Below are 16,654 nucleotides of genomic sequence, written 5' to 3'. Positions count from 1 at the left end.
CACAATTCCATGAAAACATCAATGATGGAATCAGAAGAGTTTTCGGACGGTTATCAACGCTTTGGGCGCAGCTCCGCGTCAGGGTGACCGGCCGATAGACGAAGAGGCGCGCCAAGACCGAACACATCCTATCTCCAATTGATCCCAGTGCGGCCATATCAGTGCCGCAATGGTGCGGAATTTTCCTCGGGAATCGGGTAATCCCCACAAAACCGAGCAGGATGTGACATGAAGTCGAAATCGCGTTTTCTGCGCGGCGTCATAGCCGCGACTTCGAACCCAAAGCTGGAGATGCCCTGGAAGCGGGTATCCAGCAGATCCGTCAGGGTTGCGCGCCGTCTGGCACGGCAATCCTGATCCGGATAGCGGTCTTGGGCAAGCTGCCTGCCCATGGTTGCTGGCGTATCTCGGGCCTGCCCCGACCGAATGCGCCATCCGCGCACTGAACGCGCGGAGAATTGTGCTTGGGGCATGAGTGCGTGGACAATTTCGTCCGCGATTTACGAGTGTGTCTGGGGGGTCAATGATTTGACCGAATGTATGACGTGTATTTTCTGCACTGCCTGCCCGGGTTGTTGCCGGGCCACGTACCACTCCTCGAGACAGGAACCCGAACCGTCAGACGCGAATGCGGCCACGCTGCAGTCGCCCGGATGGTCACTTGAGAGGATCAAGACTTCATGACTTTTCCAAATTCTCTGGTACGCGCGGCCAGAAACGCAATTGAAACAGCACCGTTGACGCAGAGAGGCGATCAGCCCTGCCACGGCCCCCGGCCGCAGCTGCGTCGCTACGAAGTCAGCGCTTTGCTTGCAAATGGCGACGTTTCGCAATCCCGCCATATCGCGCCTGCCCTGCCGGTCTTCGAAGACGCCTTCTGCGCGTTTTCCCGCGGGTCGCTGCTGGAGACCGAACACGGCCCCGTGGCGATCGAGGATCTGCTGCCCGGCGACACGGTGCTGACGCATGACGGAACCTCGCAGACCGTTCTGTGGAAAGGGTCGGTCACCCTGATCCCGGGGCGGCCTGACGCACGGGGCCGAACCCGCCCGCTAACGCGGATCATGGCTGACGCCTTCGGGTTGCAAAAACCGCAATCCGGCGTGATCGCCGGCCCTGCGGCGCGCCTGTTGGCCACGCCCGCGCAACTGCGGCACCTGAGCAGCGGCAAGCCGATGCTGACCCCGGTGGACGAATTCCAGGATGGTATTAACGTGATCGAAACATTGCCGCCGACTCCGGTCGAGCTGTTCCACATCTGCCTCAAGCGCCACGCGGTGATCAACGTGGACGGCCTGCAGTTCGAAACCTACCACCCCGGTTTGACGGCTTTACGGATGATGACCCCCGCCCTGCGGGCGGTCTATCTCAATCTGTTCGCGCATGTCCATTCGATCAACGACTTCGGACCGCTGGCCATGGAACGTGCGCGAGACGGGGAAATGGACTCGATCATCGCCTGAACCATCTACCGGAAACTGCATCTAAGTGGGGGAAACATGCAGATCTTGATCAGTTGGGCCATTTCGCTGGCCATCGCCGCCATCTTGCCGCCCTGCGCGCCGCAAACCGCGCAGGCCGGGGCTACGCCGTCCGGTTCATCCGCTCTTCGAGCACGTCGAACGGGACGCCCGGTTCGTCCTTGGCGCCGCGGATGACAAGCGAGGTCTTGACGCTGGCCACGTTCGGCGTGGTCAGCAACTCGCCCGTCAGGAACTGCTGAAAACTGCTCAGGTCAGGGGCCACGCATTTCAGGATGAAGTCCACCTCACCGTTCAGCATGTGGCATTCGCGCACCAGCGGCCAGTCGCGGCAGCGGTCCTCGAAGGCGCGCAGTTCGGCCTCGGCCTGGCTTTCCAGCCCGACCATCGCAAAGACCTGAACCTCGAACCCCAGTTCGCGGGCGTTGACCTCGGCGTGGTAGCCGCGGATGTAGCCGGCCTCTTCGAGCGTGCGTACGCGACGCAGGCAGGGCGGCGCTGAAATTCCAACACGTTTCGCCAGCTCGACATTGGTCATGCGCCCATCCGCCTGCAATTCTGCAAGGATCTTTCGGTCGATCTCGTCCAGCCGTGTCGTGACCATTCGGTGCTCCTGAAATTTTTCGGTTCTTATATCAGCACCCAGGCTACGCGCAATATTCTTTCGCATCCGCGCAATTTTCTTTTTCGCGCGGTCCCTGACCGCCCCGCCTGACGCAGGCGTGACAGGAAGGGGCTTTAAGCCGTGCCATGCCGCCGCTATATCGAGGCCCGGCGCCCGCGACGGGCACAGGCAAATTCGAGTGGGGGTTCCATGGCCGAGACACGACACACAAAGGTTCTGATCATCGGATCGGGACCAGCCGGATACACCGCGGGCATCTATGCCAGCCGCGCGATGCTGAACCCGATTCTGGTGCAGGGCATCGAGCCGGGCGGCCAGCTGACCACCACCACCGAGGTCGAGAACTGGCCCGGCGACACCGAAGTTCAGGGACCGGACCTGATGGTGCGCATGCAGGATCACGCCAAGGCCATGGGCTGCGAGGTGATCGGTGACATCATCAACGACCTGGACCTGTCCAAACGGCCCTTCACCGCCAAGGGCGACAGCGGCACGATCTATACTGCCGACGCGGTGATCCTGGCGACCGGGGCCCGCGCCAAATGGCTGGGGCTGCCGTCGGAGGAGAAATTCAAGGGCTTTGGCGTGTCGGCCTGCGCCACCTGTGACGGGTTCTTCTATCGCGGGCAGGAGATCGTGGTGATCGGCGGCGGCAACACCGCCGTGGAAGAGGCGCTGTTCCTGACCAATTTCGCCAGCAAAGTCACGCTGATCCACCGCCGGGACGAGCTGCGCGCCGAAAAGATCCTGCAGGAGCGCCTGTTCAAGAACGAAAAGATCCACCCGCTGTGGTTCCACGAACTGGAAGAGGTGTTCGGATCCGAGGATCCGCTGGGCGTCGAAGGCGTGCGGGTGAAGAACGTCAAGACCGGCGAGATCACCGAGATCCCCTGCAAAGGCGTGTTCGTCGCCATCGGCCACGCGCCCGCAAACGAGCTGGTCAAGGACGTGCTGGAAACCCACATGGGCGGCTATGTCAAAACCAAGCCCGGCACCACGCAGACCTCGATCCCCGGCGTGTTCGCGGCCGGCGACCTGACCGACCATGTATACCGGCAAGCGGTGACCTCGGCCGGAATGGGCTGCATGGCGGCGCTGGATGCCGAACGGTTCCTGGCCGAACAGGAATGACCTTGAAAACGCGGCACGCAGGTGCCGCGTTTATCGTTTTTGCCCCGCGCTTGACCCGGGGTACCCCTGCGCCGCAGACTTGTGGCAGGCACGGAAAAAACGGGTGATAGATTGGGCAACCCGCTTTGGCAGGGCAGTTGGACGACCCGCCTGCGCATCGCAAGCGGTCTGGTTCTGTTCGTCTTCGCCTTCTTTCATTTCCTGAATATCGGGCTGGGCCTGTTTCACACCGACTATCTGCACGGGATGCAGGATGCGCGGCAACAGGTCACGCGGCATATTCTGGGCAGCGTTCTGCTGTATTCCGCGTTGCTGGTTCATGCCGTACTTGCACTGGTGTCGATCGCGCGGCGCCGGACGCTGCGCATGCCCTTTCATACCGCCCTGCAAGTGATGCTGGGGCTGCTGATCCCGCTTCAGTTGATCTCGCATCTCGTGCACACGCGCTATGCGCATGAGGTTTTCGGCGTCAATGACGAGATGGGTTACATCATCATCCTGATGTGGCCCAACGTGGCCATCTGGATGCAGAGCACGTTGATGCTGGTGGTTTGGATCCACGGCTGCATCGGGCTGCACATGTGGCTGAGGCTGACCCGCTGGTGGGGCAAGCTGGTGCCCTATCTGATCGGTGTCGCCGTGTTCATTCCCGGCTTTGCCCTGGCCGGCCTGCTGACCGAGGGGCGGCGCATCTGGGCCGATTTCGCCGTTCCCGACCTGCGCGAGCAGTATATCGAACATTACAACTGGCCCCGCCCCGAAGCCTTCGAAACCATGCTCGGCGTGAAGGACAACGCGCTGATGGTGTTCTGGTTGGCGCTGGGCACGGCGCTCGCGGTGCATTTCGGGCGCAAGATCTGGCGCAGGCGGCATTCGGTCCGGGTGCGCTATGTGGACGGCCCCGAGGTGGTGTCGGAAAAAGGGCTGACCCTGCTGGAAATCTCGCGGGCCAACGGCGTACCCCATACCGCGCTGTGCGGCGGCAAGGGGCGGTGCACCACCTGCCGGGTGATCGTCGAAGACGGGGCGGATCGGCTGCCCGCGCCCAGCACGGCCGAAGCGCGCAGCCTGAAGGCCGTTGGAGCCGCCGACCGCACGCGCCTCGCCTGCCAGGTCCGCCCCCAGGATCCGCTGACCGTGTTCCGGGTGTTCCGGCCCGACGGCGGGCGGCAACGCGCCCATGCCAGCCAGGGCCAGGAACGGAAACTGGCCGTGTTATTTTTGGACATGCGCGGCTTTACGGCGCGCACCACCGGGCAACTGCCCTATGACATCGTGTTTCTGTTGAACCGGTTCTTCGATGCGATCGTTCCGGCCATCACCGCCGACGGGGGCACTGTCGACAAATACATGGGCGACGGGTTGCTGGCGGTCTACGAAACGGCGGATGCGGCCAGTTCGGCCGGGGCCGGGTTGAAGTCCGCCGCAAATATCAGCCGGGCCCTGCAGCGGTTCAACCAGAAGCTGGCCGCGGAAAACAGCCCCGAGATCCGCATCGGCATGGGCCTGCATCTGGGCGACCTTGTGTTGGGCGAAATCGGCGCAGCCGGACATGCGGCCCGCACGATCATCGGCGACGCGGTCAATGTGGCCAGCCGCCTGGAGGGCGAAACCAAGGTCTTGGGGGTCGAGCTTCTGGCCTCGGAGACGGTGTTGCGTGCGGCGGGGGTTTCGACCGATGCGCTGCGCCTGCAAAGGTTCCGGCTGCGTGGCGTGTCGGAGCCGTTGGCTGCACTGGCCGCAGAACGTGCCAGCGATCTGGACACATTGCTGGCGCCCGCGGAACAAATCGACGCCGGCTGAGCAGATTGTCGGCGAACATCAGAAAATTGGCTGCGTTCGCGGGATTTTCGGGGAAAATTCTTCCAATACCGGCAAAAACCGCGCATATCCTCCTTTGTTTCATAAACGGTGTGGACTTTACACAACGACAGAGGCACATGCCCCCACGGAACGCACCTGAATCACCAAGCAACCACACTGCGACAAGAGTATTGCGATGACGATGTTGAGTAATCTGGCCCCGATCCCGGAGCTGTATGTTTCTTATGAATCCGCGCAGAAGTTGAAGGTCGAAGCCGCCGACCTGACCAGCTGGGATCTGACCCCGCGCCAGATCTGCGACCTGGAACTGCTGATGAACGGCGGGTTCAACCCGCTCAAGGGTTTCCTGACCGAAGAGGACTACAACGGCGTCGTCGAAAACATGCGCCTGGCCGATGGCAGCCTGTGGCCGATGCCGATCACCCTGGATGTCAGCGAAGAATTCGCCGAACAGATCGAGCTGGGTCAGGACATCGCCCTGCGCGACCAGGAAGGCGTGATCCTGGGCACCATGACGGTGACCGACCGCTGGACCCCGGACAAGTCGCGCGAGGCCGAAAAGGTGTTCGGTGCGGACGACGTGGCGCACCCGGCCGTCAATTATCTGCACAACGTGGCCGGCAAAGTGTATCTGGGCGGTCCCGTGACCGGTATCCAGCCGCCCGTTCATTACGACTTCAAAGCCCGCCGCGACACCCCGAACGAGCTGCGCGCCTATTTCCGCAAGCTGGGCTGGCGCCGCATCGTCGCGTTCCAGACCCGCAACCCGCTGCACCGCGCGCACCAGGAGCTGACCTTCCGCGCCGCGCGCGAGGCGCAGGCCAACCTGCTGATCCATCCGGTCGTGGGCCTGACCAAGCCCGGCGATGTCGATCACTTCACCCGCGTGCGCTGCTACGAGGCGGTGCTGGACAAATACCCGGCCTCGACCACCACGATGAGCCTGCTGAATCTGGCGATGCGCATGGCCGGCCCGCGCGAAGCGGTCTGGCACGGCCTGATCCGCAAGAACCACGGCTGCACCCATTTCATCGTCGGCCGCGACCATGCCGGCCCCGGCAAGAACAGCCAGGGCGAAGATTTCTATGGCCCCTATGACGCGCAGGACCTGTTCCGCAAATACCAGGACGAGATCGGCATCGAGATGGTCGATTTCAAACACATGGTCTATGTGCAGGAACGCGCCCAGTACGAACCCGCGGACGAGATCGAGGACCGCGACAACGTCACGATTCTGAACATCTCGGGCACCGAACTGCGCCGCCGTCTGCGCGAGGGGCTCGAGATCCCCGAGTGGTTCTCGTTCCCCGAGGTGGTCGAGCAGCTGCGCCGCCGCTATCCGCCGCGCAGCCAGCAGGGCTTTACCGTCTTCTTCACCGGTTTCTCGGGCTCGGGCAAATCGACCATCGCCAACGCTCTGATGGTCAAGCTGATGGAGATGGGCGGCCGTCCCGTCACGCTGCTGGACGGTGACATCGTCCGCAAGAACCTCAGCTCGGAACTGGGCTTCTCGAAGGAACACCGCGACCTGAACATCCGCCGCATCGGCTATGTGGCCTCTGAGATCACCAAGAACGGCGGCATCGCCATCTGTGCCCCGATCGCGCCCTACGCGGCCACGCGCCGCGCCGTACGAGAGGAGATCGAGCAGTTCGGCGCCTTCTGCGAGGTCCACGTGGCCACCAGCCTCGAGGAATGCGAGCGCCGCGACCGCAAGGGTCTGTACAAGCTGGCGCGGGAAGGCAAGATCAAGGAATTCACTGGTATTTCGGACCCTTACGATGTGCCCGAAAACCCGGAACTGCGGGTCGAAACCGAGAATGTGGACGTGGACAACTGCGCCCACCAGGTGCTGCTGAAGCTGGAAAGCATGGGGCTGATCGCGGCGTCGTGATCCGAGCTGCCACAAGGTTCAGAGGCCCCCGGTTTCCGGGGGCCTTTCTTGTTTGTCCGGCGCCAGAGGTGACCGTCAGCCGCGCAAAGCGTCACGCAGGGCCTGTGCCGCACGGGTTTCGAAATCGCCGTACCACGCCGCCTTGTCCTGGATGGCCCGCAGATGCGGCAGGCGCGACTGATACTCCTCTTCCGACGCTGACTGGATCGCACGCTGGATATCGGCTTGGCTGTCGCACAGGATCATGCCCGAGGTATCGAAAAAATCACCGATATTCGGGCAGCCCCAATAGATCGGCACGGACGCGCAGAGGATCGCGTCGGTCAGTTTTTCCGAGAAATAGTTCCGCTCGCGCACGTTTTCGATGATGACCGAATAACGATACGGCGCCAGCCCGTCGGATTTGCGCTCGAACGGCTTGTAGCCACGGCCCATGATGTCGACATCGGCCCTCGTTTCGCGCGCCCAGTCGATCACTGCGTGGCGCAACTGATGCCCCTCGAGGTCACGCTTGGCCGAGGCGATCAGCGAGCAGGACCGGTGCTTGGTCACGTCCAGATCGCGCCAGTCGGGCACCTGAGTCACGCCATAGGGCAGGAACACCGCGTTCGGCAGGCTGTCCAGCAACACCTCGTGAAACGTGAGCACCCGGAAGAACCGCCGCCAGGTCCAGCGCAGCATCCGGTCATGTTTGCCGTGAATGGCCGACGGTTCGCCCATCATCAGCGATATCCGAGCCCGCGTGCCGCGACGCAGACGCAGATGCACGGTCGAGTTGGGATACATGAGCAGATGGTCCGATGGCGTCAGGTCGCCCACGGTCTTGCCCGTCAGCCGCTCGGGGCAACCCAAAGGCCAGCTCAGATCGGACAACGGCACCGAAGCCAGTTTCGGCCCCAGACGGTGGCCATAAGGCAGAATCGCAATGGCGGGTTCGGTCATTGCAGGCTGTCCGGCAGGTCGGTCTGGCCGCGCATCAGGACGAACCCGCGCCCGGCAACCTTGATGCCCGTCATCGCATCCGGCGGCCCCACGCGGGTGACGATGGCCTGCCCCGGGCGGCCCATGTCGTGGCCCTGTTCGGCGACAAAACTGTCTTTGGCAATCAGCCCGTATTTCCACAGATACGCCGCCATGGCGCCGGTGGCCGATCCGGTGAACGGGTCTTCGGGCGGGCTGGGCGGGGCCAGCAGCAGGCGCGAGAAGGTGTCGCCCGCCTCGGTTGCGCCTTGCAGCGTCACCAGGAACGGCTCGGCCATGTCGGCGCCTGAATAGCCCGCCGTCTGCGCAACCTGCCGCAGCGCGTCCACGTTCAGGCGTGCCGCACGCAGGGCCGCGTGATCGCGCAGGACGGTGATGCAGAACGGCAGCCCGGTCGAGACCACCTGCGGCGGCGAAACGATCGCGCTGGCCGGCAGCCCGATGGCGGCCGCCACCAGCTCGGGCGCGACATGCGGGCCGAATTCCGGGGCGACCTGCGTCATCTCGATCCGGTCGCCATCCAGGCGGATATCCACGATCCCCGCCCCGGTTTCCAGCGTCAGGGCGTCGCCCGCGATCAGACCGCGACTGCGCATCGCCGCCACGGTGGCAATGGTCGGATGACCGGCAAAAGGAATTTCACGGCTGGCCAGGAAATAGCGCACCCGGATGTCGGCCACATCCGAAGGGCCGGTGAAGGTGCATTCCACCAACGAGGTTTCGCGGACGAAGGCGGTGCAGACGGGCTCTGGCAGATGCGCGCCGTCATGCACGACCGCACAGCCATTTCCGCCAAAGGCACGGTCACTGAAGGCATCCACCCAATCGAATTCGAACCAGCTCATGTACCCTCGTGCCCTGTCGGTCTGTGATCAGGGCCAGGCCCTGCGGGTGGTAAATTCGCATCCGCGCGGGTTGAACCGCGCCGTCGCGGGCCGTGTCAGTGCACGGCCACCGGCGACAGGTCATGCTGGCGGGCCAGCACGAAGGCCAGCTTGCGGTCGGCAACCAGCGCCAGTTGCTGCCCGTCCGAGTCGTGAACGGCATACAAATGATCGACATCACCGGCCTGTGCGCGCACCTCGTGCGGCAGCTTGGCCACGTCCACGGCCTTCACATAGACGATCCGATCGCCTTCAGTCTTGAAGTCATACGGTGTATTCATGGCTTACCCCTTCCTTATGTTGATCGTCTGCACCACGGCTTCCGGCACGGCTCGGGTCAGGTCGATATGCAGCAGACCGTTTTCCATGATGGCCTCTCCGACCTCGACCCCGTCGGCCAGCACGAACATGCGCTGGAACTGACGGGCCGCGATACCGCGATGCAGGAACACGCGCCCCTCGCTGTCGTCGCGTTGACGCCCCCGGATCACCAGTTGCCGATCCTCGATGGTGATCGACAGGTCGTCTTCGGAAAACCCGGCCACGGCCAGGGTGATGCGGTACGAGTGATCGGATGTCTGTTCGATGTTGTAGGGCGGATACCCTTCGTTTCCGGCCTTTGCGGACCGTTCCAAAAGGCGTTCCAGCTGCTCGAACCCCAGAAGATGCGGGTATGAGCCAAGAGTAAGTTTTGACACGTTTTCTCGTCCTTCTTTGTCAAAGCGACGTGATGCGCGGCCCCATTTCGGCAACCGCACACAACAGAATATGGGGTGAAACACGGCCGACCACAAGGTCTAGGAGATTTCGCCCGAACGCACTATTCTGCGGGGGACGCACCACCAGCCACGAATGAGTCGCCCATGAATGCGCCCACCGACATTTCGATGAAAACCGACGAGGTTCTGCGCGTCGAACTCGAGGTTTTCCGCCAGCAGCACCGCGACCTGGACGATGCGATCAAGGCGCTCGAGGCGACCGGCACCGCCGATCAGCTGACGGTGAAGCGGCTGAAGAAGCAGAAGCTGCGCCTGAAGGACATCATTCGGCTGATCGAGGATCGTCTGACCCCTGACATCATCGCCTGATCCGGCGCAGTCAACCGCATTGCCACGCAAGCGGATTTCACTATAGTGCGCGCTTCCTAACGCAGGCGGGGAACAGGGCGGATGAGCGAGATCAAGGTCGGAATCATCATGGGCAGCCAGTCGGACTGGCCCACCATGAAAGGCGCTGCAGAGATACTGGACGAACTGGGCGTTGCCTACGAGGCCAAGATCGTCTCGGCCCACCGGACACCGGATCGTCTGTGGGCATACGGCAAGACCGCCGTGCAGCGCGGGCTGCAGGTGATCATCGCCGGCGCTGGCGGGGCCGCGCATCTGCCGGGGATGATGGCGTCCAAGACGCGGGTACCGGTGATCGGCGTTCCGGTGCAGACGCGGGCGCTGTCCGGTGTCGACTCGCTCTATTCCATAGTGCAGATGCCCAAGGGTTTCCCGGTTGCGACCATGGCCATCGGTTCGGCCGGCGGCGCCAATGCCGGCCTGATGGCCGCCGGTATTCTGGCCCTGCAGGACGCAGCCCTGGCCGACCGGCTGGACGCCTGGCGCGCGGCGCTGTCGGACTCGATCCCCGAGGAGCCCCGCGATGAGTAACCCCTTGCAGCCCGGCGCGGTGATCGGAATTCTGGGCGGCGGCCAGCTGGGGCGGATGCTGTCGATGGCCGCGGCGCGGCTGGGCTTCGTGACCCATATCTTCGAGCCGGGCGCCAACCCGCCCGCGGGTCAGGTGGCGCATCGCGTGACCACCGCATCTTATGAAGATGCCGAGGCGCTGGCCGCTTTTGCGCAATCGGTCGATGTCATCACCTACGAGTTCGAAAACATCCCGACCGAAGCGCTGGACGTTCTGGAATCGCACCGCCCCATTCGCCCCGGCCGCGAGGCGCTGCGGGTTAGTCAGGACCGGCTGACCGAAAAGACATTCCTGCAAGGCTTGGGCCTGAACACCGCACCCTTTGCCGATGTGACCGACCTGGACAGCCTGCAGGCCGCCATCGAACGGATCGGCACGCCGGCGATCCTCAAGACCCGCCGCTTCGGCTATGACGGCAAGGGGCAGGCGCGGCTGAAGTCGCCCGAGGACGCCCGGGCCGCGCTGGCCGACATGCAGGGCGTGCCCGCGATTCTGGAAGGCTTCGTCAATTTCAGCCACGAGGTGTCGATCATTGCCGCCCGCGGGCTGGACGGCCAGGTGGCCTGCTTCGACCCTGGCGAGAACGTGCATCGCGACGGCATCCTGCACACGACCACGGTGCCCGCGCGCCTGTCCCCTGCCCTGCGGACCGACGCGGTGCTGCTGGCCGCGAATATCCTGAACGCGCTGGACTATGTCGGCGTCATGGGGGTCGAACTGTTCGTGACGCCGCAGGGCCTGATCGTGAACGAGATCGCGCCGCGCGTTCACAACTCGGGCCACTGGACGCAGAACGGCTGTGCGGTCGATCAGTTCGAACAGCATATCCGCGCCGTGGCCGGCTGGCCGCTGGGCGACGGGCAGCGTCACGCGGATGTGGTGATGGAGAACCTGATCGGCGACGACATGGACCGCGTGCCCGAGCTTGCGCAACAGCGCGACGTGGCCCTGCACCTGTACGGCAAGGCCGAAGTCAAGCCGGGCCGCAAGATGGGCCATTTCAACCGGATCAAACGCTAGCGCGCCGCGGCGACGAACCGCCCGGCGACATCCCCCGACAGGAAACTGACCCGGCCGCCGGCGATGGTGGCCGCCACGCGCTGCGTTTCAGCGTCCAGAATGACCAGATCGGCGCGTTTGCCGGGGTGCAGCGACCCGCGGTCCTCGAGGCCAAGCACCCGCGCGGGCCCCGACGACACCAGTGCCCATGCGCCCGCCAGATCCATCAGCCCCGATTTCATCAGCATCAGCGCCGCCCTGCGCGGGCTGGGATAGTGGTAGTCCGATGCCAACGCGTCGCACAGCCCCATGGCGATCAGGTCCAGCGCGCTGACGTTGCCCTTGTGCGATCCGCCCCGCACCACGTTGGGCGAGCCCAGAATGACGTGATCGCCCGCGGCCTTGGCCGCCTCGGCCGCCTCGAGCGTCTCGGGAAATTCAGCGATCTGCACGCCGCGCGCGCGCCAGTGGGAACGGGCCTGTGCCGTCGCGTCGTCATGGCTGCCCAGACGCACGCCTTGCCGGACCAACGCCGCGCACAGCGCATCAAGCGCGGCGGGAACCTCGGATGTGCGGGCGTGCATGTCCTGCAGCATCTTCAGATGCGCCTCGGGGCTGCGACCGGCCTTGAGCGCCTGCCCTGTCAATCGCGGCGGGGTGCGCCCCTGCGCCAGACGGTCATGAGGCAGGTGATCGTTGAACACGACATAGGGCACCTGCCAGTCGGCGATGCGCCCCGGCAGGTCGGCATAATCGTCCAGCAAGTGGGTTTCGAACCGCAGCTGCGGGATCAGGTCGGTGACCACGCTGCGCTTCACCGCCGCGATCGCGCGGAACACGTCGGCGGCGAACTTGGGGCCGCGCACACCGCCCTCCCAGCTGTAGAACTGCGCCAGCACGGCGGTGGTGATGCCATTGGCCGCCAGTTCGGCCTCGGCGGCGCGGATGCCCTCGTCCATCTGCTTCATGGCCCCCCGGCGCGGGGCGATGTGACGCTCAAACCCGTCCCCGTGCAGATCGATGATGCCCGGCAGGATCAGATAGCCGCTCAGATCAACGACCGGCGAACCGCCGCCCTTTTGGATCAGGCCGCCCGCGATCGAGAGGTCGTCACCGACAAGTCCGCGGTCAGGGTGCAGGACCTGCGCCCCGGAAAAGGTCAGTTCCAATGCAGTCACCGCGTGGGCTCCGAGTTGGGTTCGCTGCAGTCTTGGCCGATGCAGATCTCATCGATGATGTCCATCACACCGTCCAGCCAGGTGATGCTGCGGTCGAAATACCCGTATTCGATGAAATGCAGCGTCTGGGCCATGACCTGCGGGTTGTTCATCATGAAGGTGTGCGTCACCGGCAGGACGATGTGGTCGGCCATGCCTGCGACCCTGGTTTCCTCGACCGCGACCTTGCCGTCGTCCGGCCCGTCGATCAGCGCCGAAAACACCGGGTTCAGAGAGTTCTCCCCGGCGATCACCCCAAGTTCGAAATCCACCGGCGGCAGGCGGCGGGGGATGCCTTGGGGACCGGTTCCAAGCTGCAGTCCCGCAGGGCCGTTCAACAGGCCGAACACCTCGAGATCGCCCAGCTCGTCGACCAGCTGGCTGCCTTGGTTGGGCGGGCCCAGCATGACCACGCGGCCCAGGTTTTTCGGGCGATGATCCTGCAGCCAATAACGCAGCAGAATGCCGCCCATCGAATGCGCCACCACATTCGCCATGTCGTCTCCGCAGGCTGAAAAAGCGGCCGGCAAGGTCTGGTTCGCCAGATCGGGAATGGGCAGATCGGTCGACGGGTAACCCGGTCGCACGACGGTGTAGCCGTGCAGTTCGAACAATTCCTCCATGACCGAAAACGACGCCTCGGTCCGGGCAAGCCCGTGCAACAGCACGACGCATTTCGATTGTGCGACGGCCGGGAGAAGACAGAGCCATATGAAAACCAGAATACGCATGGCAGCCAGATAAATCCTTATCCCTTTCCAGGAAAGCCCCGCCCGCGCGTCAGGCGCAGAACCGCCAGCGCAATACCGCCCAACACCAGACAGGCGCCGAGGATCAGCCGCGCATTGATCTGTTCCCCCAGCAGCACCGCGCCCGCTGCAATCGCGATGATCGGAACGCTCAGCTGTACGACCGCAGCGACTGCCGGTGAGAGTTGCGGCAGAACCCGATACCAAAGCGCATAGCCCAGGCCCGAGGTCGCGGCACCAGACATTGCTGCAAGGCCGACTCCACCCGGTGTCACATGCCACCCGCCGCCCATCACTCACAGCGCGATTGCAGTCATCGGCAACGCGACAACGAAGTTCGCCGCCGTTCCGGCAAGGGCATCGGGTTCGGAGCGGCCGGCAAGGGAATAGGCTGCCCAACCGACCCCCGCTGCGGCCATAAGACCGGCACCGCGCAGGTGCACCTGCGCTTCACCGGCTGGCCACAGAACCCAGGCCAACCCGGCCAGGGCCACCCCTGCCCCGAGCCATTGGCGGGCGCTTGGTGACGCGCCGGTCAAGCTGCCGGCAACGAACATGGAAACCTGGACCACCGCAAACAGGATCAACGCACCCAGCCCGGCATCCAGAGTCAGGTAGGCGGCGGAGAAGCCGATCATGTAGACTGACAGGGCTCCTGCGCCGAACAACCTTCTTCTGCCGCGCATCTCCAGCCTGCCGCCGCGCAACACGACCAGCACCGACAGAACCAGCGCGCCTGTTAATACCCGAACCACCGCAAATCCGGCTGGATCGCTGGCACCGCCATCCACAGCCGCCCGGTTCAGCAGCGAATTCGCGGCGAAGGCGCACATGGTCAGGGCGGTGAGAAGAAACAATCGCATCCCCCACCCTTAGCTGCTTGGATGCCGTGGATCACCCCGTTCCGGTGCGGTTGGCTTCACTTTTTTCGAGAATGTCCAAGCTGCACCGACCCGGAGGGCAATGAAAAAAACGGGGCCGCCCGAAGGCGACCCCGCAACATCTTCAGCAGATGCTCCCTGATCGGGAGGTCGAATTCGCCGGGGCGAATTCGATTGCTTACATCATGCCGCCCATGCCGCCCATGTCGGGCATGCCGGCACCGGCCGCTGCGCCTTCCTTGGCGGGCTTGTCGGCAACCATGGCTTCGGTGGTGATCAGCAGACCGGCAACCGAGGCTGCGTCTTCCAGGGCGGTCCGCACCACTTTGGCCGGGTCGATCACGCCGAACTTGAACATGTCGCCATATTCTTCGGTCTGCGCGTTGAAGCCGAAGGCCGCATCGGTCGATTCGCGGACCTTGCCGGCAACCACGGCACCGTCGACGCCTGCGTTCTCGGCGATCTGGCGCAGCGGGGCCTCGATGGCCTTGCGAACGATGTTGACGCCTGCGTCCTGATCGGCGTTTGCGCCTTTGACGTCAGCCAGAGCCTTGCCAGCCTGAACCAGGGCAACACCGCCACCCACGACGACACCTTCCTGAACGGCTGCACGGGTTGCGTTCAGAGCGTCGTCCACGCGGTCCTTGCGCTCTTTCACTTCAACCTCGGTCATGCCGCCGACGCGGATCACGGCAACACCGCCTGCCAGCTTGGCAACGCGTTCCTGCAGCTTCTCGCGGTCATAGTCGCTGGTGGTTTCTTCGATCTGAGCGCGGATCTGGGCAACGCGTGCCTCGATCTCGGCCTTCTCGCCAGCACCGTCGACGATGGTGGTTTCGTCTTTCGAGATGGTGACCTTCTTGGCCGAACCCAGCATGTCGATGGTGACGTTTTCCAGCTTCATGCCCAGCTCTTCGCTGATGACCTGACCGCCGGTCAGGATCGCGATGTCCTGCAGCATGGCCTTGCGGCGATCGCCGAAGCCCGGAGCCTTGACGGCAGCGATCTTCAGGCCGCCACGCAGCTTGTTGACAACCAGGGTTGCCAGCGCTTCGCCTTCAACGTCCTCGGCGATGATCAGCAGCGGCTTCTGCGACTGGATCACCTGCTCGAGCAGCGGAACCATCGGCTGCAGCGACGAGAGTTTCTTCTCGTGCAGCAGGATCATGCAGTCTTCCAGCTCAGCGATCATCTTGTCGGCGTTGGTCACGAAGTAGGGCGACAGGTAGCCGCGGTCGAACTGCATGCCTTCGACGACGTCGGTCTCGGTTTCCAGACCCTTGTTCTCTTCGACGGTGATGACGCCTTCGTTGCCGACCTTCTGCATCGCGTCTGCGATCTGGCGGCCGATTTCAGCTTCGCCGTTGGCCGAGATGGTGCCAACCTGCGCAACCTCGTCGCTGTCCTTGACTTCGCGGGCAGCGGCCTTGATGGCTTCGACGACCTTGGCGGTTGCCATGTCGATGCCGCGCTTGAGGTCCATCGGGTTCAGGCCGGCAGCAACCTGCTTGAGGCCTTCCTTGACGATGGCCTGGGCCAGAACGGTTGCGGTGGTGGTGCCGTCACCGGCTTCGTCGTTGGTGCGGCTGGCGACTTCCTTCACCATCTGCGCACCCATGTTCTCGAACTTGTCCTCCAGTTCGATTTCCTTGGCGACCGAAACACCGTCCTTGGTGATGCGCGGCGCGCCGAACGATTTGTCCAGCACCACGTTGCGGCCTTTGGGGCCCAGGGTCACTTTGACGGCATCAGCCAGGATGTTGACGCCCTTCAGCATGCGGTTGCGGGCATCGGTATCGAATTTGACGTCCTTTGCAGACATGTCTCTCTCCGTATCTTCGGTAAATTGCGTGTCTCAGATGATCCGAGGCGTTCAGGCGGCCTTCGCGGCGGACGACGCCTCGACAATGCCCAGAATGTCGCTCTCTTTCATGATGAGCAGCTCTTCACCGTCGATGGTGACTTCGGTGCCCGACCATTTGCCGAACAGGATCTTGTCACCCTCGGACACAGCCATCGGGATCAGCTCGCCGCTGTCCTTGCGGGCGCCTTCGCCACAAGCAACGACAATACCTTCGCTGGGCTTTTCTTTTGCACTGTCGGGAATGATCAGACCGCCGGCGGTCTTCTCTTCGCTTTCCACGCGGCGCACCAGCACCCGGTCATGAAGTGGTTTGAATGCCATCTTTGCAGCTCCTTGAGGCTCAAAGTTCGTTAATCCCCTCCTCGCGGCTCCGCGAGGCATTAGCACTCACCCCCGGCGAGTGCCAACGGCGTATAGCTAGACGGT

At 63.7% G+C, this 16,654-nt stretch carries 17 protein-coding genes and 1 pseudogene; 7 read left to right on the top strand and 11 right to left on the bottom strand.

The annotated features are described in order from the left end of the window. Positions 1–158 precede the first annotated feature (158 nt). On the bottom strand, positions 159–392 hold the full coding sequence (locus tag F3H26_RS19480; RefSeq protein WP_188127764.1) for a hypothetical protein: 234 nt from the start codon (positions 390–392) through the stop codon (positions 159–161). 288 nt (positions 393–680) lie between these two features. On the opposite strand from F3H26_RS19480, the gene F3H26_RS12955 reads away from it, so the two are divergent. Next, the gene (locus tag F3H26_RS12955; RefSeq protein ID WP_149776459.1) at positions 681–1,463 is read left to right on the top strand and encodes a Hint domain-containing protein; all 783 of its coding nucleotides are present in this window, start codon (positions 681–683) and stop codon (positions 1,461–1,463) included. Positions 1,464–1,584: 121 nt separating this feature from the next. Here the strand turns inward: F3H26_RS12955 and F3H26_RS12950 are convergent, their stop codons facing one another. Further along, positions 1,585–2,085, bottom strand: a complete 501-nt coding sequence (locus tag F3H26_RS12950; protein WP_005981568.1) for an Lrp/AsnC family transcriptional regulator — start codon at positions 2,083–2,085, stop codon at positions 1,585–1,587. A gap of 210 nt (positions 2,086–2,295) precedes the next feature. Here F3H26_RS12950 and trxB point away from each other — a divergent pair, with 210 nt between their 5' ends. The 3 genes from trxB to F3H26_RS12935 all read left to right on the top strand — a co-directional run bounded on the left by trxB (position 2,296) and on the right by F3H26_RS12935 (position 6,955). Next, complete coding sequence (gene trxB / locus F3H26_RS12945; protein ID WP_149776458.1) at positions 2,296–3,237, top strand: thioredoxin-disulfide reductase; 942 nt, start codon at positions 2,296–2,298, stop codon at positions 3,235–3,237. Positions 3,238–3,348: 111 nt separating this feature from the next. Continuing rightward, complete coding sequence (locus tag F3H26_RS12940) at positions 3,349–5,040, top strand: adenylate/guanylate cyclase domain-containing protein (RefSeq protein WP_149776457.1); 1,692 nt, start codon at positions 3,349–3,351, stop codon at positions 5,038–5,040. A gap of 196 nt (positions 5,041–5,236) precedes the next feature. Continuing rightward, positions 5,237–6,955, top strand: coding sequence for a bifunctional sulfate adenylyltransferase/adenylylsulfate kinase (locus tag F3H26_RS12935; protein WP_149776456.1), 1,719 nt, complete (start codon positions 5,237–5,239; stop codon positions 6,953–6,955). A gap of 75 nt (positions 6,956–7,030) precedes the next feature. On the opposite strand, the gene F3H26_RS12930 is transcribed toward F3H26_RS12935, so the two are convergent. From F3H26_RS12930 to F3H26_RS12915, 4 genes are all read right to left on the bottom strand, one after another. Continuing rightward, the gene (locus tag F3H26_RS12930) at positions 7,031–7,897 is read right to left on the bottom strand and encodes a hypothetical protein (RefSeq protein WP_149776455.1); all 867 of its coding nucleotides are present in this window, start codon (positions 7,895–7,897) and stop codon (positions 7,031–7,033) included. Then, the gene (locus tag F3H26_RS12925) at positions 7,894–8,781 is read right to left on the bottom strand and encodes a PhzF family phenazine biosynthesis protein (protein WP_149776454.1); all 888 of its coding nucleotides are present in this window, start codon (positions 8,779–8,781) and stop codon (positions 7,894–7,896) included. The genes F3H26_RS12930 and F3H26_RS12925 overlap by 4 nt, the downstream gene beginning before the upstream one ends. 95 nt (positions 8,782–8,876) lie before the next feature. Next, complete coding sequence (locus F3H26_RS12920) at positions 8,877–9,101, bottom strand: DUF1150 family protein (protein ID WP_149776453.1); 225 nt, start codon at positions 9,099–9,101, stop codon at positions 8,877–8,879. 3 nt (positions 9,102–9,104) lie between these two features. Beyond that, positions 9,105–9,518 (bottom strand): Hsp20 family protein, encoded by a 414-nt coding sequence (locus F3H26_RS12915; RefSeq protein WP_149776452.1) that lies wholly within the window; start codon positions 9,516–9,518, stop codon positions 9,105–9,107. A 165-nt stretch (positions 9,519–9,683) separates the two neighbouring features. On the opposite strand from F3H26_RS12915, the gene F3H26_RS12910 reads away from it, so the two are divergent. From F3H26_RS12910 to F3H26_RS12900, 3 genes are all read left to right on the top strand, one after another. Next, entirely contained in the window at positions 9,684–9,908 is a 225-nt protein-coding gene (locus tag F3H26_RS12910; RefSeq protein ID WP_149776451.1) for a YdcH family protein, read from the top strand. Positions 9,909–9,989: 81 nt separating this feature from the next. Then, a complete protein-coding gene (gene purE / locus F3H26_RS12905) occupies positions 9,990–10,478 on the top strand; it encodes a 5-(carboxyamino)imidazole ribonucleotide mutase (RefSeq protein WP_149776450.1) in 489 nt (162 codons plus the stop codon). Next, entirely contained in the window at positions 10,471–11,538 is a 1,068-nt protein-coding gene (locus tag F3H26_RS12900; protein ID WP_149776449.1) for a 5-(carboxyamino)imidazole ribonucleotide synthase, read from the top strand. Before purE ends, F3H26_RS12900 begins: the two co-directional genes overlap by 8 nt. Here F3H26_RS12900 and F3H26_RS12895 read toward each other — a convergent pair. From F3H26_RS12895 to F3H26_RS12875, 5 genes and pseudogenes are all read right to left on the bottom strand, one after another. Beyond that, positions 11,535–12,695, bottom strand: coding sequence for an alpha-D-ribose 1-methylphosphonate 5-triphosphate diphosphatase (locus F3H26_RS12895; protein ID WP_149776448.1), 1,161 nt, complete (start codon positions 12,693–12,695; stop codon positions 11,535–11,537). The genes F3H26_RS12900 and F3H26_RS12895 overlap by 4 nt on opposite strands. After that, a complete protein-coding gene (locus tag F3H26_RS12890; RefSeq protein ID WP_149776447.1) occupies positions 12,692–13,465 on the bottom strand; it encodes an alpha/beta fold hydrolase in 774 nt (257 codons plus the stop codon). Before F3H26_RS12890 ends, F3H26_RS12895 begins: the two co-directional genes overlap by 4 nt. A 17-nt stretch (positions 13,466–13,482) precedes the next feature. Beyond that, positions 13,483–14,346 (bottom strand): annotated as a pseudogene (locus F3H26_RS12885) (DMT family transporter). A 196-nt stretch (positions 14,347–14,542) separates the two neighbouring features. Beyond that, the gene (groL, locus tag F3H26_RS12880; RefSeq protein WP_149776446.1) at positions 14,543–16,186 is read right to left on the bottom strand and encodes a chaperonin GroEL; all 1,644 of its coding nucleotides are present in this window, start codon (positions 16,184–16,186) and stop codon (positions 14,543–14,545) included. A 51-nt stretch (positions 16,187–16,237) separates the two neighbouring features. Next, on the bottom strand, positions 16,238–16,549 hold the full coding sequence (locus tag F3H26_RS12875; protein WP_005981538.1) for a co-chaperone GroES: 312 nt from the start codon (positions 16,547–16,549) through the stop codon (positions 16,238–16,240). Positions 16,550–16,654: the final 105 nt, after the last annotated feature.

The organism is Ruegeria intermedia, from assembly GCF_900129345.1.
Lineage (GTDB): Bacteria > Pseudomonadota > Alphaproteobacteria > Rhodobacterales > Rhodobacteraceae > Ruegeria > Ruegeria intermedia.
This window is presented reverse-complemented; position numbering and strand designations above follow the sequence as displayed.

What these genes read in the sequence shown, in the direction of transcription:
- F3H26_RS12910 (WP_149776451.1), top strand. Translation starts at nt 9,684, where the DNA reads ATGAATGCGCCCACCGACATTTCGATGAAAACCGACGAGGTTCTGCGC.
- F3H26_RS12900 (WP_149776449.1), top strand. Translation starts at nt 10,471, where the DNA reads ATGAGTAACCCCTTGCAGCCCGGCGCGGTGATCGGAATTCTGGGCGGC.
- F3H26_RS12920 (WP_149776453.1), bottom strand. Translation starts at nt 9,101, where the DNA reads ATGAATACACCGTATGACTTCAAGACTGAAGGCGATCGGATCGTCTAT.
- groL (WP_149776446.1), bottom strand. Translation starts at nt 16,186, where the DNA reads ATGTCTGCAAAGGACGTCAAATTCGATACCGATGCCCGCAACCGCATG.
- trxB (WP_149776458.1), top strand. Translation starts at nt 2,296, where the DNA reads ATGGCCGAGACACGACACACAAAGGTTCTGATCATCGGATCGGGACCA.
- F3H26_RS12955 (WP_149776459.1), top strand. Translation starts at nt 681, where the DNA reads ATGACTTTTCCAAATTCTCTGGTACGCGCGGCCAGAAACGCAATTGAA.
- F3H26_RS12950 (WP_005981568.1), bottom strand. Translation starts at nt 2,085, where the DNA reads ATGGTCACGACACGGCTGGACGAGATCGACCGAAAGATCCTTGCAGAA.
- purE (WP_149776450.1), top strand. Translation starts at nt 9,990, where the DNA reads ATGAGCGAGATCAAGGTCGGAATCATCATGGGCAGCCAGTCGGACTGG.
- F3H26_RS12925 (WP_149776454.1), bottom strand. Translation starts at nt 8,781, where the DNA reads ATGAGCTGGTTCGAATTCGATTGGGTGGATGCCTTCAGTGACCGTGCC.
- F3H26_RS12890 (WP_149776447.1), bottom strand. Translation starts at nt 13,465, where the DNA reads ATGCGTATTCTGGTTTTCATATGGCTCTGTCTTCTCCCGGCCGTCGCA.
- F3H26_RS12935 (WP_149776456.1), top strand. Translation starts at nt 5,237, where the DNA reads ATGACGATGTTGAGTAATCTGGCCCCGATCCCGGAGCTGTATGTTTCT.
- F3H26_RS19480 (WP_188127764.1), bottom strand. Translation starts at nt 392, where the DNA reads ATGGGCAGGCAGCTTGCCCAAGACCGCTATCCGGATCAGGATTGCCGT.
- F3H26_RS12930 (WP_149776455.1), bottom strand. Translation starts at nt 7,897, where the DNA reads ATGACCGAACCCGCCATTGCGATTCTGCCTTATGGCCACCGTCTGGGG.
- F3H26_RS12875 (WP_005981538.1), bottom strand. Translation starts at nt 16,549, where the DNA reads ATGGCATTCAAACCACTTCATGACCGGGTGCTGGTGCGCCGCGTGGAA.